The organism is uncultured Gordonia sp., from assembly GCF_937858515.1.
In the GTDB taxonomy this organism is placed as follows: domain Bacteria; phylum Actinomycetota; class Actinomycetes; order Mycobacteriales; family Mycobacteriaceae; genus Gordonia.
Window position 1 is genome coordinate 1 of record NZ_CALLZT010000033.1, and the last position, 25,419, is coordinate 25,419.

Annotated in this window: 26 protein-coding genes and 1 tRNA gene; 6 read left to right on the plus strand and 21 right to left on the minus strand. The window is 67.9% G+C overall.

Annotated features, from left to right (window positions below; all coding sequences use genetic code 11):
• Nucleotides 1-1,036, minus strand: a 1,036-nt coding sequence (locus tag Q0627_RS02425) for a proton-conducting transporter membrane subunit (RefSeq protein ID WP_298807521.1), incomplete at its 3' end; no start/stop codon positions are given.
• 211 nt (nucleotides 1,037-1,247) lie between these two features.
• Between Q0627_RS02425 and Q0627_RS02430 the strand changes: the two genes are divergently transcribed.
• Nucleotides 1,248-1,676 carry a hypothetical protein gene (locus Q0627_RS02430; protein WP_298807525.1) on the plus strand — a complete coding sequence of 143 codons (429 nt, stop codon included), beginning with the start codon at nucleotides 1,248-1,250 and terminating at the stop codon, nucleotides 1,674-1,676.
• Between the two features lie 122 nt (nucleotides 1,677-1,798).
• On the plus strand, nucleotides 1,799-2,359 hold the full coding sequence (locus Q0627_RS02435; protein ID WP_298807527.1) for a hypothetical protein: 561 nt from the start codon (nucleotides 1,799-1,801) through the stop codon (nucleotides 2,357-2,359).
• Between the two features lie 28 nt (nucleotides 2,360-2,387).
• Here the strand turns inward: Q0627_RS02435 and Q0627_RS02440 are convergent, their stop codons facing one another.
• The 4 genes from Q0627_RS02440 to glp all read right to left on the minus strand — a co-directional run bounded on the left by Q0627_RS02440 (nucleotide 2,388) and on the right by glp (nucleotide 8,072).
• On the minus strand, nucleotides 2,388-4,733 hold the full coding sequence (locus Q0627_RS02440) for an AAA family ATPase (RefSeq protein ID WP_298807528.1): 2,346 nt from the start codon (nucleotides 4,731-4,733) through the stop codon (nucleotides 2,388-2,390).
• Between the two features lie 67 nt (nucleotides 4,734-4,800).
• A complete protein-coding gene (locus Q0627_RS02445; RefSeq protein WP_291018759.1) occupies nucleotides 4,801-5,931 on the minus strand; it encodes a phosphatidylcholine/phosphatidylserine synthase in 1,131 nt (376 codons plus the stop codon).
• Nucleotides 5,928-6,638 (minus strand): phosphatidylserine decarboxylase, encoded by a 711-nt coding sequence (locus Q0627_RS02450; protein ID WP_291018761.1) that lies wholly within the window; start codon nucleotides 6,636-6,638, stop codon nucleotides 5,928-5,930. Before Q0627_RS02450 ends, Q0627_RS02445 begins: the two co-directional genes overlap by 4 nt.
• Before the next feature lie 177 nt (nucleotides 6,639-6,815).
• On the minus strand, nucleotides 6,816-8,072 hold the full coding sequence (glp, locus tag Q0627_RS02455) for a gephyrin-like molybdotransferase Glp (RefSeq protein WP_291018881.1): 1,257 nt from the start codon (nucleotides 8,070-8,072) through the stop codon (nucleotides 6,816-6,818).
• Between the two features lie 141 nt (nucleotides 8,073-8,213).
• Here glp and Q0627_RS02460 point away from each other — a divergent pair, with 141 nt between their 5' ends.
• Nucleotides 8,214-9,011, plus strand: coding sequence for an HAD-IIA family hydrolase (locus Q0627_RS02460; RefSeq protein WP_298807533.1), 798 nt, complete (start codon nucleotides 8,214-8,216; stop codon nucleotides 9,009-9,011).
• A gap of 1 nt (nucleotide 9,012) precedes the next feature.
• On the opposite strand, the gene Q0627_RS02465 is transcribed toward Q0627_RS02460, so the two are convergent.
• From Q0627_RS02465 to Q0627_RS02475, 3 genes are all read right to left on the minus strand, one after another.
• Nucleotides 9,013-9,471, minus strand: coding sequence for an SRPBCC family protein (locus Q0627_RS02465; protein WP_291018766.1), 459 nt, complete (start codon nucleotides 9,469-9,471; stop codon nucleotides 9,013-9,015).
• A gap of 170 nt (nucleotides 9,472-9,641) precedes the next feature.
• Nucleotides 9,642-10,745: an acyl-CoA dehydrogenase family protein gene (locus Q0627_RS02470; RefSeq protein ID WP_291018768.1), complete on the minus strand. Its 1,104-nt coding sequence runs from the start codon at nucleotides 10,743-10,745 to the stop codon at nucleotides 9,642-9,644.
• 46 nt (nucleotides 10,746-10,791) lie between these two features.
• Entirely contained in the window at nucleotides 10,792-11,976 is a 1,185-nt protein-coding gene (locus Q0627_RS02475; RefSeq protein WP_291018770.1) for an acyl-CoA dehydrogenase family protein, read from the minus strand.
• A 181-nt stretch (nucleotides 11,977-12,157) separates the two neighbouring features.
• Between Q0627_RS02475 and Q0627_RS02480 the strand changes: the two genes are divergently transcribed.
• Nucleotides 12,158-13,567, plus strand: a complete 1,410-nt coding sequence (locus Q0627_RS02480) for an amidase (protein WP_298807536.1) — start codon at nucleotides 12,158-12,160, stop codon at nucleotides 13,565-13,567.
• Nucleotides 13,568-13,721: 154 nt separating this feature from the next.
• Here Q0627_RS02480 and Q0627_RS02485 read toward each other — a convergent pair whose 3' ends face one another.
• The 7 genes from Q0627_RS02485 to Q0627_RS02515 form a co-directional block, all read right to left on the minus strand.
• A complete protein-coding gene (locus Q0627_RS02485; RefSeq protein ID WP_298807538.1) occupies nucleotides 13,722-15,362 on the minus strand; it encodes a cation acetate symporter in 1,641 nt (546 codons plus the stop codon).
• Complete coding sequence (locus tag Q0627_RS02490) at nucleotides 15,359-15,655, minus strand: DUF485 domain-containing protein (RefSeq protein ID WP_291018889.1); 297 nt, start codon at nucleotides 15,653-15,655, stop codon at nucleotides 15,359-15,361. The genes Q0627_RS02485 and Q0627_RS02490 overlap by 4 nt, the downstream gene beginning before the upstream one ends.
• A gap of 276 nt (nucleotides 15,656-15,931) precedes the next feature.
• Nucleotides 15,932-17,668, minus strand: a complete 1,737-nt coding sequence (locus Q0627_RS02495) for a cation acetate symporter (protein WP_298807540.1) — start codon at nucleotides 17,666-17,668, stop codon at nucleotides 15,932-15,934.
• Between the two features lie 11 nt (nucleotides 17,669-17,679).
• The gene (locus Q0627_RS02500) at nucleotides 17,680-18,090 is read right to left on the minus strand and encodes a hypothetical protein (RefSeq protein WP_298807554.1); all 411 of its coding nucleotides are present in this window, start codon (nucleotides 18,088-18,090) and stop codon (nucleotides 17,680-17,682) included.
• A gap of 62 nt (nucleotides 18,091-18,152) precedes the next feature.
• Nucleotides 18,153-18,989 carry a LytTR family DNA-binding domain-containing protein gene (locus Q0627_RS02505; RefSeq protein ID WP_298807542.1) on the minus strand — a complete coding sequence of 279 codons (837 nt, stop codon included), beginning with the start codon at nucleotides 18,987-18,989 and terminating at the stop codon, nucleotides 18,153-18,155.
• A gap of 28 nt (nucleotides 18,990-19,017) precedes the next feature.
• The gene (locus tag Q0627_RS02510; RefSeq protein ID WP_298807543.1) at nucleotides 19,018-20,250 is read right to left on the minus strand and encodes a sensor histidine kinase; all 1,233 of its coding nucleotides are present in this window, start codon (nucleotides 20,248-20,250) and stop codon (nucleotides 19,018-19,020) included.
• A gap of 3 nt (nucleotides 20,251-20,253) precedes the next feature.
• A complete protein-coding gene (locus tag Q0627_RS02515; protein WP_298807544.1) occupies nucleotides 20,254-20,736 on the minus strand; it encodes a hypothetical protein in 483 nt (160 codons plus the stop codon).
• A 304-nt stretch (nucleotides 20,737-21,040) separates the two neighbouring features.
• Here Q0627_RS02515 and Q0627_RS02520 point away from each other — a divergent pair, with 304 nt between their 5' ends.
• Nucleotides 21,041-21,700, plus strand: a complete 660-nt coding sequence (locus tag Q0627_RS02520) for a LysM peptidoglycan-binding domain-containing protein (RefSeq protein ID WP_298807546.1) — start codon at nucleotides 21,041-21,043, stop codon at nucleotides 21,698-21,700.
• Nucleotides 21,701-21,797: 97 nt separating this feature from the next.
• On the opposite strand, the gene sigJ is transcribed toward Q0627_RS02520, so the two are convergent.
• The 3 genes from sigJ to Q0627_RS02535 form a co-directional block, all read right to left on the minus strand.
• Nucleotides 21,798-22,691, minus strand: a complete 894-nt coding sequence (gene sigJ / locus Q0627_RS02525) for an RNA polymerase sigma factor SigJ (protein ID WP_298807548.1) — start codon at nucleotides 22,689-22,691, stop codon at nucleotides 21,798-21,800.
• The gene (locus tag Q0627_RS02530; protein ID WP_298807550.1) at nucleotides 22,688-23,851 is read right to left on the minus strand and encodes an NAD(P)/FAD-dependent oxidoreductase; all 1,164 of its coding nucleotides are present in this window, start codon (nucleotides 23,849-23,851) and stop codon (nucleotides 22,688-22,690) included. The genes sigJ and Q0627_RS02530 overlap by 4 nt, the downstream gene beginning before the upstream one ends.
• Nucleotides 23,852-23,940: 89 nt before the next feature.
• Complete coding sequence (locus Q0627_RS02535) at nucleotides 23,941-24,222, minus strand: hypothetical protein (protein WP_291018197.1); 282 nt, start codon at nucleotides 24,220-24,222, stop codon at nucleotides 23,941-23,943.
• 58 nt (nucleotides 24,223-24,280) lie between these two features.
• Between Q0627_RS02535 and Q0627_RS02540 the strand changes: the two genes are divergently transcribed.
• A complete protein-coding gene (locus Q0627_RS02540) occupies nucleotides 24,281-24,535 on the plus strand; it encodes a hypothetical protein (RefSeq protein ID WP_291018200.1) in 255 nt (84 codons plus the stop codon).
• Nucleotides 24,536-24,537: 2 nt separating this feature from the next.
• Here Q0627_RS02540 and Q0627_RS02545 read toward each other — a convergent pair whose 3' ends face one another.
• The 3 genes from Q0627_RS02545 to Q0627_RS02555 form a co-directional block, all read right to left on the minus strand.
• Nucleotides 24,538-24,930 carry a type II toxin-antitoxin system VapC family toxin gene (locus tag Q0627_RS02545; protein ID WP_291018203.1) on the minus strand — a complete coding sequence of 131 codons (393 nt, stop codon included), beginning with the start codon at nucleotides 24,928-24,930 and terminating at the stop codon, nucleotides 24,538-24,540.
• Entirely contained in the window at nucleotides 24,927-25,163 is a 237-nt protein-coding gene (locus tag Q0627_RS02550) for a FitA-like ribbon-helix-helix domain-containing protein (RefSeq protein ID WP_291018205.1), read from the minus strand. The genes Q0627_RS02545 and Q0627_RS02550 overlap by 4 nt, the downstream gene beginning before the upstream one ends.
• A 144-nt stretch (nucleotides 25,164-25,307) precedes the next feature.
• A tRNA-Thr gene (locus Q0627_RS02555) sits at nucleotides 25,308-25,380 on the minus strand.
• Nucleotides 25,381-25,419: the final 39 nt, after the last annotated feature.

The window sequence follows — 25,419 nt, forward strand, 5'->3', positions numbered from 1 at the left end:
TGGAGTGGTCGATGATGCCGACGACCATGAACAGCGCCGCCTTGAACATGGCGTGCGCGACGATCATCGCCAGCCCGGCCATCATCACGTTGGCGTCGCCGAAACCGACCAGCACCGTCAGGAAACCGAGCTGGCTGACCGTGCCGAACGCCAGGATCAGTTTGAGATCGAGTTCGCGCAGCGACCGCCAGCCGCCGACGACCATCGTGAGCAGACCCAGGGAGATGACGGCGATCTGCCAGCCGGTGAACGACCCGAATCCGGGTGCCAGCCGCGCCACCAGATACACGCCGGCCTTCACCATCGCCGCGGCATGCAGGTAGGCGCTGACCGGGGTGGGTGCGGCCATCGCACCGGGCAGCCAGAAGTGGAACGGCACGATCGCCGACTTGCTGAGCGCGCCCACCAGCACCAGGACCACCGCGACCTGCAGGTACCCGCTGGATGCGGGCGGGTCGGCGAGCAGATCCGACAGCAGATAACTGCCGGTCCGTTCTCCGAGCATGATGATGCCGACGAGCATCGCCAGACCGCCCAGGGTGGTCACCAGTAGCGCCTGCGTGGCGGCGCGCCGGGAGGTGGCGCGCACGGCGTAGAAGCCGACCAGCATGAACGACAAGATGGTGGTCAGTTCCCAGAACACGTACAGGACCAGCATGTTGTCGCTGACGACGAGACCGAACATCGCGGCGGCGAAGGCGACCATCTCGCCGCCGAAGACGGCCACCCGCGGGCGCACCGAGTCGAAGTAGTGCGCGCAGTAGCAGAGCACAAGTGACCCGACACCGAGGATGAGCACCGACATCACCGCGGCGAGCGTGTCGAAGCGCAGCACGATGTTCATGTCGAGGGAATCGACCCACCTGATCGTCTCCACCCGGGGCGGATCGTGAGCCCGCGGCCAGTTGACGATGACCCAGATGAGCGCACCGGCCGGTGCGAGCGCGAGCAGGTAGAAGCCCCGGGTGCCCATCCGATGGATCACCGGCGGCGCGAACAGGGCGCACAGGCCGAGCGCGACCAACACAGCAATCAAATGGGCACCCTGTCTGTTCTCGTTCGTCCGTCTGTTCTCGAAGTTCCGTGTGTTCCCGGGGGCAGGTCTGTTCCGAAGTGCGGGCCGAGCCGATCGTCACGATGAACCGCAAGGTCTGCGGTCGGCGGTGTCAGGAAGTGGATGCGCCGGATGGACATCGTGCGGGACCGGGCCGTTGTGGGTCCGTTGTGCGTATCTTACCGTTGCATCCATGAACCGCTGTGGCAGGTCGCTCGTGCTCATCTTGTCGTTCCTGATCGTCGGCGGTCTGTTCGCGGGATGTTCATCGGACTCCGACGACGGTCCGGGCGGGGCGTCGTTGCCCGCGAACTTCCCGCGGAAGGAGGTTCCGCTGCTGACCGACGGAACCGTTCTCAGCGTTTCCGGCGACGAGGACGACGGGTGGAGCGTCACCATGCAGGGGCTCGGAGCCGAGGGCAACGCGCTCGACGCCGCGGTCAAGAAACTGACCGCCGCCGGATACACGGTGTCCCAGCGAACCACCGACGCCGGCCGCCGGGTGGTGCTGCTCACGAAGAAGTCCGGCGACGACGCGTACTGGGTGCAGGTCGGCACCATCGCAGGCGCCGCGGGCGGACCCAACGCGCTGTTCTACCAGGTGACGAGAGTCAAGCCCTGAGTTTCGCGGGGGATCCGGCACACAGCTGATTCGCAACGTCCCGGCAGCCGGGCCGCAGGGACGGTCGCCACTGTGGAGCTCACAGCACGGGCGAGCGCCCATGTGAGCGAAAGGGAAGATCGATGTCGTTTACCCACGAGCCGGCCACACATCCGCAGCAGCGGCCCGCCGCAGGCCGCACCGCAACCTCGGGCCACACCGATGAACTGCCGGTGGTCGACGGACCGCAGCCGCAGGCGGGGCAGTATCCGCAGGCCCCGGTCGTCGGGCAGCCCGTAACCGGCAAGTCCGAGGGGAAGGTGCTGACGACCCGCAACACCCTGATCGCCGGCGGGATCGGGGTGGCCGCGGCGTTCGCGCTCCTCGGTTTCGGCGCCGGATACGTCGCCGGTGACGGTGGGTCGTCGGGCGGTGGTCCGGGAATGTCGCAGAACGGTGGTGGGCCGGGCGGGAATATGCAGGGCGGAAACATGCAGGGCGGCAATATGCAGGGCGGCGGTCAGACCGGTTCGCAGAACGGCATGCAGGGTGGGATGAACGGTATGCCCGGCCAGAACGGGATGGGTGGCGGTCCCGGTGGAATGCAGGGTGGCATTCCCGGCCAGAATCAGACGGGCCAAAGTCAGACCGGCCAGAATCAGACCGGCCAGACCGGGCAGGACGCTACCGGTTCGGGCGCCTAGTCCCGCTCCGACCAGCCCGGGCGGTGTTCTAATCCAGGCGGCGCTCGGCGTAGGCCCGCAGGCTCTCCACCTGCGCCGCGTCGAGCGACGGCCGGACCCGCTGCCGGGCGGCCGCGATGTCGTCGGCGGTCACCGTCGCGGCGTCGATGTCGCGGCGCATCGCCGACAGCGCGGCCTCGCGCAGCAGGGCCGAACAGTCGGCCGCCGAATAGCCGTCGAGGTCGGCGGCCAGGTCATCGAGGGCGATGTCACCGGCCAGCGGGACGTTCTTGCCCGAGGCGCGGAGGATCTCGCCGCGCGCTGCGGCGTCGGGCGGTGGCACGAACACCAGCCGTTCCAGGCGACCCGGCCGCAGCAGCGCCGGGTCGATGAGGTCGGGCCGGTTGGTGGCGCCGAGCACCACCACGTCACTGAGTGGTTCGACACCGTCGAGTTCGGTGAGCAGCGAAGCCACCACGCGATCGGTGACGCCGGAATCGGTGGACTGTCCGCGGCGCGGGGCGAGGGCGTCGACTTCGTCGAGGAAGATCAGCGACGGCGCCGACTCACGGGCCCGGGCGAACAGGTCGCGCACCGCCTTCTCCGACGCGCCCACCCATTTGTCCATCAGCTCGGCGCCCTTGACGGTGTGCACCGACAACCGGCCCGATGCGGCCAGGGCCCGCACTACGAACGTCTTGCCGCAGCCGGGCGGTCCGAACAGCAGCACCCCGCGCGGCGGTTCGACGCCCAGGCGGGTGAACGTGTCGGGATGCTGCAGCGGCCACAGGACGGTCTCGGTGAGCGCCTGCTTGGTCTCCACCATGTCGCCGACGTCGTCGAGGGTGATCGAACCGAGCGCGACGTCGGGCGAGTCACCCCGCGACACCGGCCGGATCACTTCCAGCGCCCCCTGCAGATCGGCCAGCCGCAGCATCGGAGCGTCGCCGGTGCTGTCGTCTCCGTTGCGCGATGCCGTCACCCGGGCCGCGGCACGGATCGCGGCCTCCCGGGCCAGCGCGGCCAGGTCGGCGGCCACGAAACCGGGGGTGCGGGCGGCGATAGTGCTCAGGTCCAGGCCCGGTTCGGTAGGTACCCCCGACAGGATCGCCGACAGCAGCCGGGCGCGCAGCGCGGCGTCGGGCAGGCCGATGATCAGTTCGCGGTCGCACAACTCGGGGTCGCGCAGGCGGCCGTCGACGGCGGCGGAGCCGGAGGTGGTGCACACCAGCACCACCGAACCGTCGCCGATCGCGGTCCGCAGCTCGTCGAGGATCAGCGTCGACACGGGTTCGGCCGCAGCGGGCAGCAACGCCTCCACGTCGGCGATGAGGAGCACTCCCGACCCGTGGCCGCGGCGTAGCGCGGCGATCGCCGACGACACCGCCGACAGCCGCGACGACGCCTCCAGCGCACCCACCGACGGACCGTCGACCACGGCCAGCACCCGGCCCGCGCACACCGACCGCACCATGGTGGCCTTGCCGACGCCGGGCGGGCCGGACACGATCACCCCGAGGCGGGGGGGGGCGCCGAGGGCCCGCAGCACCTGCGGTTCGTCGAGGGTGATGGCGACCCACTCGGTGAGGCGGGCGACCTGGGTGTCGACGCCGACCAACTGCGACACCGGCCGCGGGTGTCCGGCCGCGGGCTCTGCTGTGTCGGTGTCGGCTTGGCCGCCCGGTTCGGGTCGTGGTTCGACGAGATGCCAGCCGCGGGTCACCCCGGACGTCGGCATCGCGGTACCCGCGACCGGCGATGCGACTGCCGAGCGCAGCGGTCCCGTTGCGTCCGGCGCGGGTTGGGCCGCGGTTCCTGATCCGTGATTGTCGGCCACGTCGTCGCCGGCCCACAGCACCGCGGTGTTGGTCTGCACGCTCACCGGCCCGGCCGGGTCGACGGCACTCACCGTCAGCAACTCGTTGGTCCAGGTGATACCCACCGACCGGGCCAGCGCCCGCACTGCGGTGCTCGCCGTCAGGTCCGGTCCGAGGTCGCGCGGCAGCAACGACACCGCGTCACCCACCGACAGCACCTTGCCCAGCAGCGCCCGTCGCAGTGTCGCTTGATCGACCGACCGGCTCGCCAGCACCGATCCGGACACTACGACCTGCGCCGCCCCGTGCACGGTGACCGGCTGCAACACCACCGCCGAGTCCTCCCGGATCCCGGCGTTGGAGAAGGTGATGTCGTCGAGCAGGACGGTGCCGGTCGCGATGTCGGGGGCCCCGGCCACCACCGCGGCGGTGCGCCGGGCCCCGACGATCGACACCGCGTCCCATTCCCGCAGCGACAACGCGGCCAGTACCTCCGGATGCACGCGGACGATGCCGCGGCGGGCGTCGGCGGCCGACGGGTTGACGCGCGCGGTCAGGGTCAGTTGCGGAACGCTCATTGCGGGCGGCTCTTTCGTCTCCTCGTAGGAGCTCTATCGGGAGTAGGAGCTCTATCGGGAGGTGGTTCTAGTGGGAATCGGTCGGGTCGTTCGGGGACGTGTGCCCGGGCCGGCGCAGCCCGAGCCGGGCATGCGAGCGGGACACCGACGGCCGCCTCCGGCGCCGGCCACCGCTCACGGCGCGGTCGGCGCGGCGTTCGGCACGCCGCTCGGACGGGCGGGCATCCCACTGTTCGGGCCGGGCGGCCACCCAGCGCTGATTGCGCCACGCGAACGGGATGTGCGCCAGGTAGGCGACGATGAGGACCAGCATCAGCACGTACGGGTAGGTCAACAGCAGCGCCGCGGTCACCGCGACCCCGACCAGCAGCAGCGCCAGCGCACTCGGCGGCACCTTGGTGGCCTTGGTCGACGCGGTGGGCACCCGGCTCACGGCCAGCGCCGCCACCACCACCATCCAGATGCCCACCGCGGTACCCGACGTCCACCAGCCGCTGCCGAACTGTTCGTGCAGGCCCACCGGCAGCAGTACCAGGATGGCCGCGGCGGGTGCGGGCACCCCGACGAAGAACTCCTTGGTGTAGGCGGGCGCGTCCTCGTCGTCGAGCAGGGTGTTGAACCGGGCCAGCCGAAGCACGATCGCGCACACGTACACGAGCACGAATATCCACGCGACGTCGGTGCTGCCGAGATCGCCCGTCAGTGCCAGGTAGACGATGCCGCCGGGAACCACTCCGAAGTTGATGACGTCGGCCAGTGAGTCGATCTCGGCACCCATCCGGGTGGCCGCGTTCATCATGCGTGCGACCCGGCCGTCGAGGGCGTCGAGGACGGCCGCCGCGACCACCAGCGCGAGCGCGAGGTCGATGTGGCCGTTCAGTGTGGACCGCAGTGCGGTCAGGCCTGCGCAGATCGCGAGGATGGTGACCGCCGACGGCACGAAGATCCGGCCGGCCGCAGCCTGCCTGCGCAGCCTGCCCGCCTCGTGTTCGGTGTGACGCGAGTAGGTGTCGAGGCGCTGTGATGCCAGATCCGAGGCGTCGGCGCCGCGTGTGTGCCCGGGGTCGCGCGGATGGCCGGGGTCGGCCGTGGGGGGTGCGTGCCCGCGCCGCGAACGTCGCAGCAGGCCACGTGAGTTGCGCTTGGCCGACGCGGCCGGTGTGGTGCGCCGGCCGGGCCGCTGTGGGGTGTCGTTCATGGCAGTGTCGCCAACACGGTTTCGGCGCCCACTGTGCGCTGGCCGACGCGTACCGCGGGCACGGTCCCGGCCGGGAAATAGACGTCGACGCGGGAGCCGAACCGGATCAGTCCGTAGGTGTCGCCGACCCGCAGCGTGTCGCCGGGTTTCGGTTCGCACACGATGCGCCGGGCGATGAGTCCGGCGATCTGGACGACCGCGAGTTCGGCACCCGTGGTGGTCCGTAACCCGAGGACGGTGCGTTCATTGTCGGAGCTGGCCTCGGGCAGATCGGCCGACAGGAATTTACCGGGCGTGTGCGTCACGGAGGTGACCGTGCCGGCGATGGGCACGTGCTGCACGTGGACGTCGAACACCGACAGGAACGTCGACACCCGCGGCAGCGGCTGAGCACCGAGACCGGCTTCGGGCGGCGGCACGGCCTCGTCGACCAGGGCGACGGTGCCGTCGGCGGCGGCCACAACGATCGCCGGGTCGGTGGGAGGCACCCGTTTGGGATGCCGGAAGAACGCGGCGCACGCCCCGGCGGTCAGCATGGCGGGCCGCGCGACCCACGGATGCCTGCGCCCGATCAGGGCCACGGCTGCGGGCACTGCCACGAACGGGACGCCCGCGGGGTGGATCGGTGGGATGGTCTCGCGGGCCAACTGCACCAGGTGTTCGGCTGCTGTGGGGGACGTGCCGTCGGGGCGTGGGCGCCTGGCCACATCCACCTCCTGAGATCGTGGGATCGGATGTCGTGCGATTCGTGAACAGCTTAGGACACGCCCCTGGTCGGCCGACCCACTCGGACTCGGCGCACCCGGTCTCGGTGGCCGTCAGTCTGGTGTCTTGGTGGACCTCAGTCTGTGTCTTGGTGACCTCAGTCTGTGTCTTGGTGGACCTCAGTCCAGGCGCATGGCCCGCACGATCCAGCCGTCGGGGAGGGACGTCACGTCGGCTGCGATGTCGATCAGAGTGTTGGCTCCTGCGAGGTAGCGCAGGTGGTGACTCGACGGCGGGCCGATCGGTTCGACTATCCACCCGCCCAACGACTGACCGAGGACACCCCGCAGGAACTGCCGTTTGCCGTCCGGGGAGTTGATCGGGTCCAGCAACCGGGCATGGACCTCCTCGCGGTTCGGTGCCAGCCCCATCGCCTTGCGCAGCGGGGGCCGGATGAACACCTCGAAGCTGACCAGCGAGCTCACCGGATTGCCGGGCAGGGTGATAATCGGGACTGCCCGCCCCGACGGGTCGATGACATGCCCGCAACCCTGCGGCATGCCAGGCTGCATCGCCACCTTCACGAACTCCACGCCACCGGTGGCCGTGAGTGCGTCCTTGACCACCTCGAAGGCGCCGGCGCTGACCCCGCCGGAGGTGATGATGAGGTCGGCATCCCCGGCGATCTCGGCGATCCGGGCCAGAAAGCCGTCGACGTCGTCGGGGACGAAGTGCACCGACTGGGCCGATGCCCCGGCCTCGGTCGCGGCGGCCGCCAGCATCGGGGAGTTGGATTCGTAGATCTGCCCGTGCCGCAGCGATTGCCCGGGCGTGACCAGTTCCGAACCGGTCGAGAGCACGACGACGCGTTGTCGTCGCCACACATCGACCATGGTCACGCCGATGGCCGCGAGCAGCCCGAGCTGTGGTGCGCGCAACCGGGTGCCCGCTCGAATAGCCACTTCACCTGCGACGATGTCCGAACCTGCGGCGCGGATATTCTTGCCGACGGGGATGGGTGCGGTGAACCGGATCTCGGGCGTGGCGAGCAGGCGCGCGGTGGCGAAGCGACCCTCGCCCGAATCGCTCGCGGTCAGCTCGACCGGCACCACCGCGTCGGCACCGTCGGGCAGTGGGGCGCCGGTCATGATCCGGTGTACGGAGCCCGGTTCGAGGGTGAGCCGGTCGGTGCGTCCGGCGGGGATGTCGGCGGCCATCGGCAGCACGATCGGGTGGTCGCCGGTGGCGTCGGCGAGGTCGGCGGCGAGCACCGCATAGCCGTCCATCGCCGAGTTGTCGAACCCCGGCAGCGACACCCGCGTCCGCACATCGACCGCCGCGACCAGGCCCAGCGCGTCGGCGACCGCGACCTTCACGGCCTCGGGCGGCGCGAACAGAGCGGCCACTGCTTGCTGGTGGTCCTCGACTGATCGCAGTGCGGGCATCGGTTCTCCTCGATGGTTCGTCCCAAACCCCACCGATAGCCCCCGGCATCGCAATAATCTCCTCGCCGGGGCGTATAGGTGGGGTTTGTGCCCGGCGTGCAGGCCACCGGCGGCGGCATTACCGTTTCCACTATGAGTTATGGGCTGCTGTTCGACATCGACGGGGTGATGGTCACCTCGTGGCAAGCGCTGCCCGGGGCCGCCGATGCCGTCGCCGAACTCGCCCGCCGGGAAATCCCCAGGATGTTCCTGACCAACACCACTTCACGCTCGCGCGCGGAGATCGCCGCGGCACTGGGCGAGGCCGGATTCGACGTCGGGCCCAAGGAGATCCTGACCGCGGCCAAACTGACGGCCGAATACCTGGCCGCACAGCATCCGGGAAAAAAGGTGTGGGTACTCAACCAGGGTCCCATCGCCGACGACATGACCCGCGTGGACCTCGTCGACGATCCGCGGCAGGCCGATCTGATCGTGTTGGGCGGTGCCGGCGCGGTGTTCACGCATGAGGCGTTGTCCACGGTGTTCGAACGGATGGTCACAGGTACTCCGGTGGTGGCTATGCACAGGTCGATGACCTGGTCGACCAGCAGGGGACTTTCCATCGACACCGGTGTCTACCTCGAGGGACTGGAGAAGGCGACGGGCCGCAAGATCAAGGCCGTCGGCAAGCCGTCGCCGCGGGGTTTCCGCATCGCCTGCGACCTGATGGACCTCGATCCGGCGCAGGTGGTGATGGTCGGCGACGACATGCATAACGATGTCCTCGGCGCGCAGGCCGCCGCCCTCACCGGGGTGCTGGTGCGGACCGGGAAGTTCCGCGAGGACGCGCTGCGGCAGTTGCAGCGCGACGAGTTCGGGCCGGTCCCCGACCACATCATCGACTCGCTCGCCGACCTCCCGGCCCTGCTCACCGAGCTATACGGCTGACCTATGCCGCTTCGGCGGCGCGCTTGATTTTCGTCAGCGTGGCGGCCATGCCCTGCTTGAGTTCGGTCTCGAACGAATCGTTGCCGCCGAACACCTTGTCGACGAGGAACGCGCTGACCTTGCTGGTGCCGTTCGCGGCGTCGCGGCGTTCGGTGACCGTGACCCCGTTCGCCGACTCGTCGAGGGTGTACGACCACACCGTCCGATTCTCGGCGATCTTGAAGGCCAGTTCCTTGTTGGGGACGAAGCGGACGATCTTGGCGGTGGTCGGCCACACCAGCGGGCCGCGCCGGTTGATGTTGATGGTGCGGGTGCCCACGCCGATCGGTTGACCGCGCACGATCATCTTCTTGCACTGGGGACTCCACTCACCCATCCGCTTGAGGTCGGAGATCACGGCCCACACCTTGTCGGCGGACGTGTTGATCTCGATGCTCTCTTCGAGCAGGGGAGTGGCCATGGGATATCCCTTCGGTTGTGCGCGCACGGGTGCCTGCGGCGGATGGTGCATCACTGTAGAACTCTTATTGTCTGAAAGTCAATAAGCGGACGGTGGCGCGCACCCGCACACCATCGCCCCCGGCGTCGACAAGCGGTGCCGGGGGCGATGGTGGGTGTCGAAACAGCTGGTCAGCCGACGGTGACCATTTCCCAGTCGCCGATGCCCCGTGCCAGGGAGGCCAGGTGGTCGTCGGGATGACCGAGGGTGTGGCCGATGGCGGTCAGCCGGCTGACGTAGTGGCCGACCGGGTATTCGGCCGTCATACCGATACCGCCGTGCATCTGGATCGACTCCTGGCCGATGATGCGCGCGGACTTGCCGACCTGCAGCTTGACCCGCGAGGCGATGGTGGCATCGGCCTTGCCCTCGGACAGGGCGGTCACCGCGTACAGGTTCACGCTGCGCGCCAGTTCCAGCCACATGTACAGGTCGGCGGCGCGCTGGGTCAGCGTCTGGAACGTCGAGAGGGTGACACCGAACTGCTTGCGGGTCTTGAGGTATTCGGTGGTCAGCTCCAGGCAGCGTTCGAGGGCGCCGATGGCCTCGGCGCACTGCGCGATCTGGGTGGTGACCTCGACGTCGGCGATGATCGACGACGCGTCCCCGGACCCGAGCCGGACGGCCGGTGCGCCGTCGAAGACGATCTGCGCGCCGCGTCGACGATCGTGTGTGCGGTAGGCGGTGCGGGTCACCCCGGCCGCCGAGGCATCCACCAGATACAGTCCGATCTCGTCGCCCTCGCGTGCCGAAACGACCAGCTGGTCCGCACAATCACCATGCGGCACAAGGGTTTTGGTTCCGATGAGCGTACCGTCGGCAAAGCTTGTGGCCACTGCCGACACCGGCCAGCGATCACCGGCCTCGTGATGCGCGAACGCACCCAGGGTCTCGCCCGAGGCGAGCGCGCCCAGCAGTTCGTGGCCCGGGGAGGCCGCCGAGATCAGCGCGCCCGGCACCACCACCGAATCCAGGTACGGCTCAGGAGCGAGCGCGCGGCCCAGCTCGGTCAGCACGGTGGCCACCTCGACGGGTCCGGCGCCGGCGCCGCCGTCCTCCTCGGAGAACGACAACCCGAGGATGCCGATCTCGGCGAGCGAGTTCCACACATCCCGGTTCCAGCCGAGTTCGCTGTCGGTGACCTTGCGGACGGTCTCGACGTCGTAGGTCTTGGTGAGCACGTCGCGCGTGGTGTCGCGCAGCATCACCTGTTCTTCGGAAAGCTCAAAATCCATGATTCACCTATAGTTTCGAAAGTCTGGGAAGTCGGTCGGCGGTGCCCTACAGGCCCAGCACGGCCTTCTCGATGATCTGGCGCTGCACCTCGTTGGAACCGCCGTAGATGCTCACCTTGCGGTAGTTGAGGTACTGCGGAACGCTGAGCTGTGCCCAGTCGGCGGCGTCGATGTCGGCGGGGCCGTCGCCGTCGATCCCGAGCGCGGGCAGCGAGTCGGGGCCGGCGATGTCGGCGAGCAGTTCGGTGGCCTCCTGCTGCAGCTGCGAGCCGCGCAGCTTGAGCAGCGACGACGCCGGGTTCGGCTTGCCGTCGGCCGACGACGCGACCACGCGCAGCTGGGTCACCTCCAGGGCGAGCAGGTCGTTCTCCAGCCCGGCGATGCGGGCGGAGAACTGCGGATCGTCGAGCAGGGTGCCGGTGGCGGTCTTGACCTCGCCGGCCAGTTTCTTGGCCTTGGCCAGCTTGACCTTGGTCTCGGCGACGCGGGCGATGCCGACGCGCTCGTTGCCGAGCAGGAACTTGGCCTGCGTCCAGCCGGAGTTCTCCTCGCCGACCATCAGCTCGGCGGGTACACGCACATCCTCGAAGAACACCTCGTTGACCTCGACGCCGCCGTCGATCAGCTGGATCGGGCGCATCTGGATGCCGGGGGTGTTCAGGTCGACCAGGAACATGCTGATGCCGGCCTGCTTCTTGACGTCCGGATTGGTGCGGGCGAGCACGAAGATCCAGTCGGCGAACTGGCCGAGTGTGGTCCACGTCTTCTGGCCGTTGATGACGTAGTGATCGCCGTCGCGCACGGCTTTGGTCTTGAGCGAGGCCAGGTCGGAGCCGGCTTCGGGCTCGGAGAAGCCCTGGCACCACCAGATGTCGACGTTGGCGGTCTTGGCGAGGAAGCGTTCCTTGAGTTCCTGCGACCCGAAGTGCGCGATGACCGGGCCGATCATCGAGTGGTTGAACGCGAGCGTCTCGGGAATGTGCGCGAGCGCCATCTCCTCCTTGAGGATGTGGTGCTGGATGGGGGTCCAGTCCTTGCCGCCCCATTCGAGGGGCCAGTGCGGGACGGCCAGGCCGTGCTCGTTGAGCACGCGGCACGCGGTGACGATGTCTTCGGGGTAATTCATCTTGCCCGCGGCGTGGCGGTCGCGGAGATCCTGGGGAACTTTGGCGAGGATCGTCTGGATCTCCGCGCGAAACGCTTGCTCTTCCGGGCTGAACTCGAGTTGCATGCCTATTTTCTTACCACCGAGTCGGGTGTATAGGACCGCGACCGCCGGAGTTTATTCGTGCGTAAAACCTAAGGATGTGTTAGGCAACAGCCCGCCCCGGCCGGTGTGGACCGTTCGGTGTAGGACGTATCGGTGGGGTCCGGTGCCGGACCGCCGGGTACCGGTTCACTACTCTGCACCTATGAAGAAGGTGCATGCATTCGGCGACGACTGTCTCGGCGAGCTCGACGCGGTGGGAATCGCCGCCGAGATCGCCGCGGGCACGTTCTCGGCGCTCGAAGCGACCGAGGCCGCGTTGGCCCGCATCGACGCGGTCAATCCGCATTTGAATGCCGTCGCCATCGACGATCGGGAGCGCGCCCGCAAGCGTGCCGCTGACGATGTGCTGCCGCCCGGCCTGTTGCGGGGTGTGCCCTCGATCATCAAGAACAACACCGACTTCGCCGGTATCGCCACCCTGCACGGTTCGGCGGCGGTGGCCGATCGGCCCGCGGCGAAGAACGAGGAGTTCACCAACCAGTTCGTCGGCACCGGTCTGAATGTGCTCGGCGCGTCGATGATGCCGGCGTTCGGGCTCACCGCGACAACCGAATTCGTCGACCGCCCGCCCACGCTCAACCCCTGGGACACCGAGTATTCGTGCGGTGCGTCCTCGGGTGGTTCGGCGGCGCTGGTGGCGGCGGGGGCGTTGCCGATCGCCCACGCCAACGACGGCGGCGGTTCGATCCGCATCCCGGCCGCGGCCTGCGGTCTGGTCGGCCTCAAACCCAGCCGGGGCCGTGTCGCCCAGGCGCACGAATCACGTTCGGCCCCCATCGATCTCATCTCCAACGGCGTGGTCACCCGGACGGTCCGCGACAGCGCGCATTTCTACGCCGACATCGAACGGCGTTTCGCGGGCCTGGGGATGCCGCCCATCGGTCTGGTCGAGGGCCCGTCCGACAAGCGGCTGCGGGTGGCGGTGCTCGTCGAACCTCTGACCGGGCAACTGCTCGACGACGACACCCAGGCGGCACTCACCGCGGTGGGCGAGAAGCTCACCTCGCTGGGCCACCACGCCGAGCTGATCCCGATGCCGATCGACCGTTCCTACGTCGACGACTTCATCCAGTACTGGGGTCTGATGGCGTTCTCGCTGGAACGGTTCGGTGGCCGAATCATCGGAAAGGGCTTCGACCGCAAGAAGATCGACCCGTTCACCCACGGCCTGGCCACGATGTTCGTCAAACAGATCTGGCGCACACCGTCGTCGATCCGCGGTCTGAAGAAGGTCGACGCCGTGCTGGCTTCCACCTACGACAGGTTCGACGTGGTGCTCTCGCCGACACTGGCCCACACGGTCCCGAAGATCGGCTACCTCGATCCGGCCGGCGATTTCCAGGAGGTCTTCGACCGTCTGATGCGCTACGTCGCGTTCACCCCGATCAACAACACCACCGGCACCCCCGCGATCAGCCTTCCCCTGGCCACCGACAGCAACGGTCTGCCGATCGGCATCCACTTCATGGCCGACATGGGTAACGAACGCATGCTCCTGGAACTGGCCTACGAACTGGAAGCCGCGCTCCCGTTCGCCCGCATCAACGCTTGATCGGCCGTCCGAAACCCCACCGATAGTCCTCGGCATCGCAATTATTGTCATGCCGGGCGCTATAGGTGGGGTTTCGGACGACGACCGCCAGATATGAATCCACCCCGACCGGTTGGCCGGGGTGGATTCATATGGTTGGGCCTTGCTGTGAAATCTAGTGCTGCACAGCCTGTTCGGCGCCGACACCGGTGAGGGAGCGAACCTCCATCTCGGCGTTGCGGGCCGGGTCGCCCTTGTCCTGTGGGCTCGTCAGGGTACCGACGACACCGAGCAGGAAAGCGAGCGGGATCGAGACGATGCCCGGGTTCTCCAGCGGGAACCAGTGGAAGTCGACGCTCGTGACCATCGAGGTCGCCTTACCGGAAACCGCGGGGGAGAAGATGATCAGGAAGATGCACGAGCCGAGACCGCCGTAGATCGACCACAGCGCGCCGCGGGTGTTGAACCGCTTCCAGTACAGCGAATACACGATGGTCGGCAGGTTGGCCGACGCCGCGACCGCGAACGCCAGGGCGACGAGGAAGGCGATGTTCTGGCCGTTGGCCAGAATGCCGAGCACGATGCCCAGGACACCGAGCACGACAATCGTGTAGCGGGACACGCGCACCTGATCGTCCTCGCTGACCTTGTTGCGCTTGATCACGCTGGCGTAGATGTCGTGGGCGAACGACGCCGACGCAGTGATCGCCAGACCGGCGACAACGGCGAGGATGGTGGCGAACGCGACCGCCGAGATGATGCCGAGCAGCACGACACCGCCGAGTTCGAACGCCAGCAGCGGGGCCGCCGAGTTCTCCTTGCCGGCAGCCGACAGGATCTTCTCCGGTCCCACCAGTGCGGCCGCACCGTAACCCAGGACCAGGGTGAACAGGTAGAAGGCGCCGATGAGACCGATGGCCCACACCACGGACCTGCGGGCTTCCTTGGCGGTGGGCACGGTATAGAAGCGCATCAGCACGTGCGGCAGACCGGCGGTGCCCAGCACCAGCGCGATCGCCAGTGACAGGAAGTTGATCTGGGAGGTCAGCGTGCCGCCGTACTTGGCGCCGGGGGCGAGGACGTCGCGCGAGGCCGTGGCCTCGTTGCCGGAGATGGCCGACTGGGCGTCGGTGAGAATGGACGAGAAGTTCGCGCCGAACTTCCACAGCACCATGATCGTCATCAGACCGGCACCGGCGATGAGCAGGACGGCTTTGATGATCTGCACCCAGGTGGTGCCCTTCATGCCGCCGACGAGCACGTACACGATCATCAGCGCACCGACGACCGCGATCACCACGGCCTGTCCGCCCTTGCCTTCGATGTCGAGCAGCAGCGCGACCAGGCCACCGGCACCGGCCATCTGGGCCAGCATGTAGAACAGGGTGACCGTGAGGGTGGAGATGGCCGCGGCCAGTCGTACCGGACGTTGCTTGAGCCGGAAGCTCAGCACGTCGGCCATCGTGAATTTGCCTGTGTTGCGCAGCAATTCGGCCACCAGCAGCAGTGCTACGAGCCAGGCGACGAGGAAACCGATGGAGTAGAGGAAGCCGTCGTAGCCGTAGACGGCGATGGCGCCGGCGATGCCGAGGAAGCTGGCCGCCGACAGGTAGTCGCCGGCGATGGCGATACCGTTCTGCGGGCCGGAGAAGCCACGGCCGCCGGTGAAGAAGTCGGCGGCGGAGTTGTTGTTCTTGGACGCCCGGATCACCACGAACATGGTGACGGCGACGAAGCCGGCGAAGATCGCGATGTTGACGGCGGGTTCGCCGACGGCCTCGGCGAGGTACATGGTGTTCAGATTGACGGTGTTCATGCTTTGGGTGCCTCGGCTTCCATCTTGTTGCGGATGGCCTCGGCCCGCGGATCGAGTTCACGGTTGGCGAACTTCACGTACGCGCCGGTGATCACGAAGGTGGTGACGAACTGGAGTAGGCCGAGGATCACGCCGAGGTTGATCTCGCCGATCACCTTGGTGGCCATGAAATCGTGGGCGAACGCGCCGAGCAGCACGTAGACGGCGTACCAGATCAGGAAGAACGCGCTGATCGGCAGAACGAAGCGGAGCAGTCTCGAACGCAGTTCCTGGAACTCGGGGCTCCGCTGCATCTCGATGAACTGGTCGCCGGAGGGCGTCGGCGGGTGGGCCGGCGCATGGGCGGTGGACAACGTCGTACCTCCTGGTTGTGGTGGCCTCTGAAGTTGATGTGTTCGGGCGTGGAGGACCGGGGGTAACGGACTATCCGGCGGTCGTCACAAAAGGAGGATATTGCGGTTCGGGTCACAAAAATGCCGGTGTCGCAGATCACACGCCAAGAGTTGCCGGCTCTGCGCCGGGCGGTCAGTGAGCCACGACGAGCGGCAGCCGTTCGCGGCCTGTCCGGATCATTCTTTCGGGAGTCGTTCGATGCCCATGCCGAGCCGTTCGGGCACGTGCATCCGGGCGAACGTCCGCGACAGTCCCGTCGGCAACGCGTGCCGCGTGGCCAGGCTGACCACGATCATCGTCACGAATCCGAGGGGGACGGTGACCGCCGCCGGATAGCCGACGATGATCGCCGGCCAGCCGCCGAGCGCATCGCCGGGCACCGCACGCGCGATCGCCAGACTCGTAGCCAACCCCGACGACACCCCGCCGACCAGCAGTCCGGCGATCGCGCCAGGGGCGGTGAGCCCACGCCACCAGATGCCCAGGACCAGCAGCGGGCACAGCGTCGACGCCGACACCGCGAACACCAGCCCGACGGTGCGCGACAATTCCAGCGACGCTGCGGCCAGCGACAACACGATCGGGATAACCCCGCCGATGACCGCGGCCAGCCGGAAGTCGCGGACCCGGCCGCGCAGGACGTCCGTCGACAACGCCCCGGCCACACTCACCAGCAGCCCCGACGACGTGGCCAGGAATGCCGCGACCGCCCCCGCCGCCACCAGCGCCGCGAGCAACTGTCCGCCGATGCCGCCGATCGCCGCCGCCGGCATCAGCAGCACCGCGGCGTCGGCGTTTCCGGTGATGAGCAGTTCGGGTACGTATAGCCGGGCGAACACCCCGAGGACCAGCGGAAACAGATAGAACAACGACAGCAGCGCGATGACGGTGAGCGCGGTGCGCCGGGCCGAGCGGCCGTCGGGGTTGGTGTAGAAACGCACCAGCACATGCGGCAGGCCCATGGTGCCGAGGAAGGTCGCCACGATCAGCGACAGCACCTGATACAGCGGATGGCCGCCACCCAGGCCGCGGCCGGAGGTGAGCCATTCGGTGCCGGTGGCCGGTGCCCCCGTGACCACCGGCGTGGCCGCCCCCGCGTCGAGGGTCAGGGTGGTTCCCGCGCCGAGGGTGTGCGTTCCCGCGCCGAGCACCTGTCCGCGTACGTCGTCTTCGTCGACCCGGCCGTCGACGGTGACACCCTGTGGGTCGGTGACCTCGACCGCCACGTCGACGGTGATGTCGACGGTGGTGGCGGTCGACACCCGTGGCGGCGCGGGACCGCCCAGGTCGGAGCGGTCGCCGGCGAACACGGCCAGCAGCACCAGCGCCGGGATGGCGATGGCGGTGAGTTTGAGCCAGTACTGGATGGCCTGCACGAAGGTGATGGACCGCATGCCGCCGCTGACTACATTGATGATGACGATGGTCCCGACGCCGACCGCGCCCACCCAGGGCGGGATGTCGAGCAGGATGTGCAGAGCCTGCCCGGCACCCTGGAATTGCGGGATCAGGTACAGCACGCAGATCAGCACCACCACCAGCATCGCGGCGGTCCGGGCGCGGTGCGACGACAGCCGGAATTCGGCGAAGTCGGGCACCGTGTAGGCGCCCGACCGGCGCAGTGGCGCGGCCACGAACATCAGCAGCCCGAGGTATCCGGCGGTGAAGCCGACCGGATACCACAGGGCGTCGGCGCCGTACTTGGCGACATATCCGGCGACACCCAGAAACGATGCGGCCGAAAGGTATTCACCGGTGATGGCGGTGGCGTTGGCACGTGATCCGACCGAGCGGGAGGCCACCAGGAAGTCGGAGGTGGTGCGCGATCTCCGGCCGCCGTAGATTCCGACGGCGATGGTGATGACCGCCGCGAGGAGCACCGCGACGGCGTTGAGAATGCCCGATCCGTTCACGAACCACGGTCCTAAGCGGTGTCGCCACCGGCTGGGTCAGCCGAGTTGTCACCGGCTGGGTCAGCCGAGTTGTCACCGGCTGGGTCAGCCGAGTTGTCACCGGCTGGGTCAGCCGAGTCGTCATCTACGACACTCATGAATTCGCGTTCGGACTGTTCGGCGAGCCGCACGTAGATCCAGCCGGTGAGGTAGAGGACCGGGTACAGGGCGACGCCCAGGACGATCCAGTTGAGCCGGATACCCCACACCGTGGCCTCGCCGAGTGCAGGAAATGCACTGCCCAGCAACGGGATCGACACGCACAGCGCGGTCAGAGTCACCCCGAGCCGAAGCGCGAGGCCGAGCTGTGCGCGCATCAGGCCGCGGACCAGGGTGTCGCCCACCTCGGTCTGCTCCTGCACCTCGACACGGGTGCGCACCATCCGGGCGCCGCGACGTTCGGCGAGCACCACGCGTTCGCGGCGGGGTCGCTGCTGGTCGGTGGTCACTGGCTGGAACCCGGTTCGGATTGTCCTGGATTCTGTTGTGCAGAACGGTAATTGCGCATCGGGTCGCGGATCAGCCGGTCCTTGAGATCACGCAACTGCCGCCTGCTGACCGGCAGGTCGGTGGCGGGGGACTGGCCGTTGGCCTTCATGCACACCACCGTCGACGTCCCGCGCGATCGCAGTCCGGTGACCATCGGCAACGACACCAGATACGACCGATGCACCCGCAGAAATCCGGCGTCGGACCAGCGGGACTCCAAGGTGGACAACGGTATTCGAACCAGATGGGAACCCGTCGACGAATGCAGCCGGGCGTAGTCGCCGACGGCCTCGACCCAGCCGATCGAATCGCGGCGCACCAGCGAGGTGACCCCGCCCAGTTCCACCGGGACCGCCTCGTCGGGGTCCGGTCCGGAAGGTGGTGTCGCCGGTGCGGCCGGTGCCGGACCGGTCCGCGCGCTCTTGACTTTCGCCGCTGCGGCGACCCGGTCGATCGCCTCGGCCAGCCGGGCATCGCGGATGGGTTTGAGCAGGTAGTCGAGCGCGCCCACGGCGAACGCGTCGACCGCCTTGTCGTCGTGCGCGGTCACGAACACCACCGGCGGCGGGTCGGCGTAATTGCGCAGCACCTCGGCCAGTTCGAGTCCGGACAGGCCGGGCATGTTGATGTCGAGGAAGATGGCGTCGACGCTGTGCCGACCGAGTTCGCGCAGTGCGGCGGTGGCATCGGAGGCGGTGATCACCGCGGTGACGCCGGGCGAACCGGACAGCAGATACTCGAGTTCGTCGAGCGCCGGTCGTTCGTCGTCAACGGCCAGGATCGTCAGCGACACCGTCGATCCCTCCTCCCCGCTCAGGTGTTCAGGCGCGGATTCCCGCCCGGAATTTGGGCACCCGCATGCCGACCTTGGTCCCCGCGCCGATGCCGGTGTCGACCACTAGACCGTAGTCGTTCCCGAACGCGGCGCGCAGCCGATGGTCCACATTCGTCAGCCCCACATGCGCCCCCTGCGACTCGTGCCGCGTCCCGCCATCGGGTTCACCACCGGCGAGCGCATCGATATCCCCACTACGCAGCAACTCCGGATCCATCCCCACCCCGTCGTCCTCGACGGTGATGACGCAGTCGGTGCCTTCGTCGCGCGCGATGACGGTGATGGTCCCACCGCCATTGGCTGCCACCCCGTGCCGAACCGCGTTCTCCACCAACGGTTGCAGAGCCAGGAACGGCAGCACCACGTTCAGCACCTCGGGGGCCGCCTGCACCTTGACGGTCAGTTTCGGCCCGAACCGCGCCCGCTCCAGCGTCAGATATCGGTCGACGTTGCGCAGTTCGTCGGCCAGCACGGTGTACTCGCCGGCGGCCCGGAACGAGTAGCGGGTGAAGTCGGCGAAGTCGAGGATCAGCTCACGCGCCCGCGCCGGGTCGGTCCGCACGAACGAGGCGATCGTGTTGAGCGCGTTGTAGATGAAATGCGGACTGATCTGCGCCCGCAAGGCGAGCACCTCGGCGCGGTCGAGGCGAGCCCGGGAGGCGTCGAGGTCGGCCAGCTCCAGCTGGCTGGACACGTACCGGGCGACCTCGGCGATCGCCCCGAGCATGCCCGGCCCGGGCCGTCGGGTGGCGGCCACCACCAGCACCCCACCGATGGTCGCGTCGTCGTCGGTGCCGATGAGCAGCGGCTGCGCGACCAATGCCCGAACCGGTGTCTCGATGCCGCACGGATCGCCTTCGAGCACGCGGCGCTGGTCGGTGAGCGCCGCCACGGCCGAGGCGTCGGCATGCCGCAGCAGGTCGGCGTCCCAGATCTCGTCGCCGATCGGGTCGTGGGCCAGCCGCCGGCCGGTGTCGTCGTAGAGGGCGACGGCGTCGGCGGCCGTGAGCATCCCGAGATGCGGGAGCGCGTCACGCGCCGACGACTCGGTGAGCCCCCCGCGCAGCGACACCGCCGCCAGCGACGCCGTGTGCAGCGTCGAATGCACCGCACGTTCGGTCGGAGTGGTGACGCGGTGGCGGGTGCTGATGAGCATGATCACCGCCGCCCCCACCACCAGAGTGGCGACGATGAGGGCGACGGCCAGGGCACCGGACACGCGTTAGCGGACCGTCAAACCGACCGTGGCCAGGCGCGCGGGCACCAGTCCGCCGGGCGACGTCGAATGCTGGTGATCCTCGACGATCGCTACGGAACATCCGCCGAGCGCGCAGTTGATCCGGGTGTTGTTGGGGATGGGTCCGAGCAGCGAGGTGTCGTGCAGGGCGATCCGCAGCTTGCCCGACGCCGTACCCGCCTTACTGATCTTGTGCGCCTCGTTGTCCCGGTTGCTCAGGTGCACGAAGCTGTCGGCGATGTTGCCGGGCCGGGCGCAGATCGCGAAGAACGACGGCTGGTTCTGGCACAGCATGATGAAGTAGCCGCCCGCCGGGTCGAGGCCGGTCGCGGAGAACTCGATGACCTGCCCGACATGCACGGTGCGGTCACTGACCTTGATGCTCGGCGCCGGTGCGGCCCCCGCTGTTCCCGCCCCCACCGTCAATGCCGCCGCCACGATCCCGCTGACGATCTTCCTCGTTGCCATGCCCGGTCCCTTCCATAGACGTCCCCCCATCATGGTCTGCTACCCGAACCCAACGCGACGGGACCACCTTCTTGATCGCTGAGGCCGATGGGTCGCGACCACACTTCTTGATCCCTGAGGCCGATGCGACGAAGGAGCGAGGGTCACGAAGGGTCCGGTGACCCGGCCGCATGACCGCACCACCACTACTCACCCCCACACCGCAACCACCCCGAATACAGGTAGTCCGCTACTCATGCCCACGACCCTCACCGGTGGCACGGTGAGACCAGTAACCGAACCCAGGACCGGGGAGGCAAGCGGCATGAAGACCTACACAGTGCAACCGGGCGACACCCTGTTCGCGATCGCCCGCGACGAATACGGCGACGGCAGCCTGAGCCCGGTGCTGTCGGCCGCCAACCACCTGACCCACCCGGACTTCCTGCAGCCCGGCCAGCATCTGCTGGTGCCGTATGTGACCAGACGGCACCGGATGACGACCCCCGACGGCGACGTGGCCCGCAAGAACATCACCCAAACCCATTACCGCACAACGGATCTACACACCCAACTCCTCTGGGAGACGGTCAACGGCGTCGACCAGCGCCCCATCGAACTCGGCGCGTGGTTACTGCTACCGGAACTCGAAGCGGCTGAACACTATCCGGTGGTGGTCCCCGAACGCCTGCCGGCGCTCGCCGAACGCTGGTACGGCGACCCGGACCTGGCGACGATGATCACCCTGGCCAACACCACTGCCGACAACCCCCTCGACACCGACCTGGTCGAACCCGGCCACATCATCATCCGCCCCGGATTCAACAAGACCCACCGCGTACAGGGTCAAACCCTGCGAACCATCTGCACCGAGCACTACGGCACCGGCATGGTGGACACCTGGATCGCCATAGTCGCCGCTGCCAACCGCTTAACCGACCCCGACCACCTTGTCTCCGGTCAGCGCCTGACCCTCCCGTCATGACAAACCCCCGTCGCTGCGCTCGCCCGAAACCCCACCGCTGCGCCCCGGCATCGCAATAATTGTCATGCCGGGCCTGAGCGGTGGGGTTTATGACGACTCACCGCGCTATCGGCCGCGGCGTGCCCGCCCCGGCAAACTTCTCCGGGTTGCGGATGGCGTACACGTTCTGCAACAACCCGTCGACGACGTCGAGAACGAAGATGCCTTGCGGTTTGCCGTCGAAGTGGACGGCGAAACCCGGCATGCTGCTGTAGATCCCGACGTCCAGTCGCAGGTCCTCGCCCGACATCCGTAGCAGGCCGAGCAACATCCGGGCGACGGCCTTGGCGCCGCGCACCGGCCTGCGTGCGGCGGTCATCTTGCCGTCGCTGTCGGCGAGGTACACCACGTCCGGGGCGAGCACGGCCATCAGCTGTTCCACATCGCCGGACAGCGCCGCGGCGAAGAACCGGTTGACCACCTCGGTGGCTTGCGCGGCGTCGACGGGGGCGAACTTCTGCCGACGGGCCTGCACGTGCGACCTCGCGCGGTGCCCGATCTGCCGGACGGTGGCCGTGGGTTTGCCGACGATACCGGCGATCTCGTCGTAACCGAACGCGAACACCTCCCGCAGCACGAACACCGCCCGCTCATCGGGGGTCAGGCTTTCCAGGACGATCAGCATCGCAGTCGATACGGATTCGGCGAGCACCACGTCATCGACGGGGTCGGCGTCATCGATGAGGATCGGTTCGGGCAGCCAGGGGCCGACGTATTCCTCGCGGCGCCGGCTCATCGAGCGCAACATGTTGAGCGATTGCCGGGTGACGATCTGCGCCAGATAGGAGCGCACATTGCCGACGGTCGACGGGTCTACCTGCGCCCACCGCAGATAGCTTTCCTGCAGCACGTCGTCGGCTTCGGTCGCCGAGCCGAGGATTTCGTAGGCGACCGTGAACAGCAGTGGCCGGAGCTGGGTGAATTGCGTTGCGTGAGCATCGGTTCCGGTCACGACGCGACCGCCTGGGCGAGTTCGGCCGCGGTCCGTGGTTTGCGGGACATTCCGCGCATCCGGCCCGGCCGCCGGGCCTCGATGCCGATACCGCGAAGGACGAAGCGGCACACCTGTTCTTTCACGAACGCACCGAGCCTGCCACTGATCACCATCGAGCGTGGCATGTCGTCGGTGCGGCACATTTGGATCACACCGGCACGCCTGCCGATGGACGCGTTCTGGCCGCTGAACCCGATCCGGATCGGTTGCGCAGGAGCACCATTGATGGCGGCGATGACGGTGTCGGCGGCGTGCAGACCCAGCGGGATGGCTGCCTGGCAGCTCATCCGCAGCGGCGTATTCGACGGCGCCACAGCATCTCCGGCACCCACGATGCGCGGATCATCGACGCTGGTGAGGGATTCGTCGGTGACGAGCCTGCCGTCGGGGTCGGTGGTGAGACCGCTGTCGGCGGCCAGTCGCGGGATATCGAATCCGGTCGCGAGAACCGTGGTGGCGCTGGGCCATTCCTCATCCGCACCGGATCCGACGACGGTGATCGAACCCGGACCCACAGCGGCCACGCGACGGTTCTCGAATACCCGAACCCCGAGCGTGTCGAGCGCCCGGGCGGTGGCACGACGCCCCCGATCGCCGAACGACGGGACGAGCGGGCCGTTGCACACGAGCCGAACCGGCAGGCCCTGTTCGGCCAGTTCGGCGGCGGTCTCCACGCCGGTCAGCCCGCCGCCGACGACGGTCACCGGCCCCCGCTCGGTCGCCAGATGCTCACGCAGTCGCTGAGCCGACTCCCAGTCGCCGACGGTGAACGCATGCTCGAAACCGGACTTGGACGTACTGCCGACGGCGTACACGAGCCGGTCATACGGCAGTTCGTCGCCCGACTCCAGGACGACGTGGCGCCGTCCGGTGTCGATGAGCGTCGCGACCCCGACCACCAGCCGCACCCCGTCGCCGAGCAGCGCGTCGAGGTCGTGGGCTGCTTCGCCGGTCTCGGCCACCCATTGGTGCAACCGGATTCGTTCGACGAACCGCGGCCGGGCATTGAGCAACACGACGTCGCAGCCCTCCTGTCCGGCGAGCCGGTTGGCGGCCATCGTGCCTGCATAGCCGCCCCCTACGACGACGATCCTGGTGACGTGATCTGTGGTGTTCATGGTGATCTCCTGAGCATCTCCGATTCGGGACACCCCTGAGACACCGTACGGCCGCGGCGCGTGACAGTCCGTGAGGTAGATCACTTACCTCACCGGAGGGGGTCGGCGGCAATGCCGGGCACCGTCACCGTCGTCGCGTCCATGATGAATGCCCGCCACGGAAGCGACGGGAACTCGGTGTGCCCGGGGTCGATACCGATCAAACGCCCACCCGGCAGGGTGATCGTCTCGTGCTTGACGACGGGATCGGCCTGTAGCAGCGGGGCGAGGTCCGGATCGGGCAGTAGCGGATCCGAGGGAGGCGTTCCCCGCAGGCGGGCCGGCGGAATCCTGCCGGAGGGGGTGGAGAAACTGTACTTCGTCGGTCTCATCGCGCCGCGTGGACCGCAGATCCCGATCTACGGCGAGCAGTCCAAGCTCGTCGCCCGAATGATCGACCTTCATGCCGACGCGGGCCCGCGTGGCCTGGCCCTGGCGAACTATTTCGCCGTCATGCAGGACGCGGAACTGCGGATCGACATCGTCCGGGCGATCTGGAACGACCAGATGGCCGACACGGACTTGCCTGAGTCTCCCCATGCCATCTCCTCCGGTCGATGCGACGCCGACGATGTGCGCGCCGGCGCGGACGCCTGCCTCACTGATTCGGATGGATCTCCCCACGGTACGCCTGCGGAGAGATGAGGTCAGCCCGGCAGAATGACCGTGATCCCGAGTGCGTGTGCCCGTGCAAGTCGAGCGTCAGAGGTGACGAGATCGGCGCCCAGTAGCCGGGCGGTGGCGACGTAGAATGCGTCGGACACCCGCACCGACGTACGCATCGCCCATGCTTCAGGGAGAAGTAGCGCGCAGTCGATCCGCCGGATGGGTGCGGTCCGGAGCCCCTGGACCGCACGGGATGCCTCCTGCGGACTGATCGCGGACGTGCGCTCGAGCCGCCACACTGCCGACATCACTTCCATGTCGAGGATCGACGGAGCCCACAACTTGTGATCTTTCATCGTTCGTCGTGCGGCGAGCTGAGCTTCGACCGGAAGGAGCGCGTCGACCAATGTGCTCGCGTCGATGACTCGTTTCACCGGGGCGGATCGTATTCGTCCCGGACGGCATCGAGTGCGCTCAGCGTATCGATATGTCGCAGCGGAGTGTCGTAGGTGATGGACGCGGCCCAGTCGTCGAACATGGGGCGGCTGAGGTCGTCGCGCAGAAGGCGGGTCACGTACTCCGACATGGACACTCCCAGACGGCCGGCACGCTCGCTGAGCTGTGCGTGGAGGTCGTCGGGCAGGTTCCGAATCTGCAGGTTACTCATATCATGACGCTAGCATGCAATCTGCATGATCGAGAAGATCCAGGGGTTGCGCACCGCGACGGAAGAGTGATGGATCAGCATCGGATACAGCAAAAAGAGCCGGTTTCCCTGGTGTGGGAGACCGGCTCTGACCTGCTCTTTCTGAGCCGCCTAGGGGAATCGAACCCCTGACCTATTCATTACGAGTGAATCGCTCTACCGACTGAGCTAAGGCGGCGTGCTGCGCTGGGCAGCGGGTACGAGTGTAGCGACTGGC

Excerpts from the sequence above, each read along its gene's own strand:
- Q0627_RS02430 (WP_298807525.1), top strand. The coding sequence starts at position 1,248 with ATGAACCGCTGTGGCAGGTCGCTCGTGCTCATCTTGTCGTTCCTGATC.
- Q0627_RS02435 (WP_298807527.1), top strand. The coding sequence starts at position 1,799 with ATGTCGTTTACCCACGAGCCGGCCACACATCCGCAGCAGCGGCCCGCC.
- Q0627_RS02440 (WP_298807528.1), bottom strand. The coding sequence starts at position 4,733 with ATGAGCGTTCCGCAACTGACCCTGACCGCGCGCGTCAACCCGTCGGCC.
- Q0627_RS02445 (WP_291018759.1), bottom strand. The coding sequence starts at position 5,931 with ATGAACGACACCCCACAGCGGCCCGGCCGGCGCACCACACCGGCCGCG.
- Q0627_RS02460 (WP_298807533.1), top strand. The coding sequence starts at position 8,214 with ATGAGTTATGGGCTGCTGTTCGACATCGACGGGGTGATGGTCACCTCG.
- Q0627_RS02465 (WP_291018766.1), bottom strand. The coding sequence starts at position 9,471 with ATGGCCACTCCCCTGCTCGAAGAGAGCATCGAGATCAACACGTCCGCC.
- Q0627_RS02470 (WP_291018768.1), bottom strand. The coding sequence starts at position 10,745 with ATGGATTTTGAGCTTTCCGAAGAACAGGTGATGCTGCGCGACACCACG.
- Q0627_RS02475 (WP_291018770.1), bottom strand. The coding sequence starts at position 11,976 with ATGCAACTCGAGTTCAGCCCGGAAGAGCAAGCGTTTCGCGCGGAGATC.
- Q0627_RS02480 (WP_298807536.1), top strand. The coding sequence starts at position 12,158 with ATGAAGAAGGTGCATGCATTCGGCGACGACTGTCTCGGCGAGCTCGAC.
- Q0627_RS02485 (WP_298807538.1), bottom strand. The coding sequence starts at position 15,362 with ATGAACACCGTCAATCTGAACACCATGTACCTCGCCGAGGCCGTCGGC.
- Q0627_RS02490 (WP_291018889.1), bottom strand. The coding sequence starts at position 15,655 with ATGCAGCGGAGCCCCGAGTTCCAGGAACTGCGTTCGAGACTGCTCCGC.
- Q0627_RS02500 (WP_298807554.1), bottom strand. The coding sequence starts at position 18,090 with ATGGTGCGCACCCGTGTCGAGGTGCAGGAGCAGACCGAGGTGGGCGAC.
- Q0627_RS02515 (WP_298807544.1), bottom strand. The coding sequence starts at position 20,736 with ATGGCAACGAGGAAGATCGTCAGCGGGATCGTGGCGGCGGCATTGACG.
- Q0627_RS02520 (WP_298807546.1), top strand. The coding sequence starts at position 21,041 with ATGAAGACCTACACAGTGCAACCGGGCGACACCCTGTTCGCGATCGCC.
- Q0627_RS02530 (WP_298807550.1), bottom strand. The coding sequence starts at position 23,851 with ATGAACACCACAGATCACGTCACCAGGATCGTCGTCGTAGGGGGCGGC.
- Q0627_RS02535 (WP_291018197.1), bottom strand. The coding sequence starts at position 24,222 with ATGAGACCGACGAAGTACAGTTTCTCCACCCCCTCCGGCAGGATTCCG.
- Q0627_RS02540 (WP_291018200.1), top strand. The coding sequence starts at position 24,281 with ATGATCGACCTTCATGCCGACGCGGGCCCGCGTGGCCTGGCCCTGGCG.
- Q0627_RS02550 (WP_291018205.1), bottom strand. The coding sequence starts at position 25,163 with ATGAGTAACCTGCAGATTCGGAACCTGCCCGACGACCTCCACGCACAG.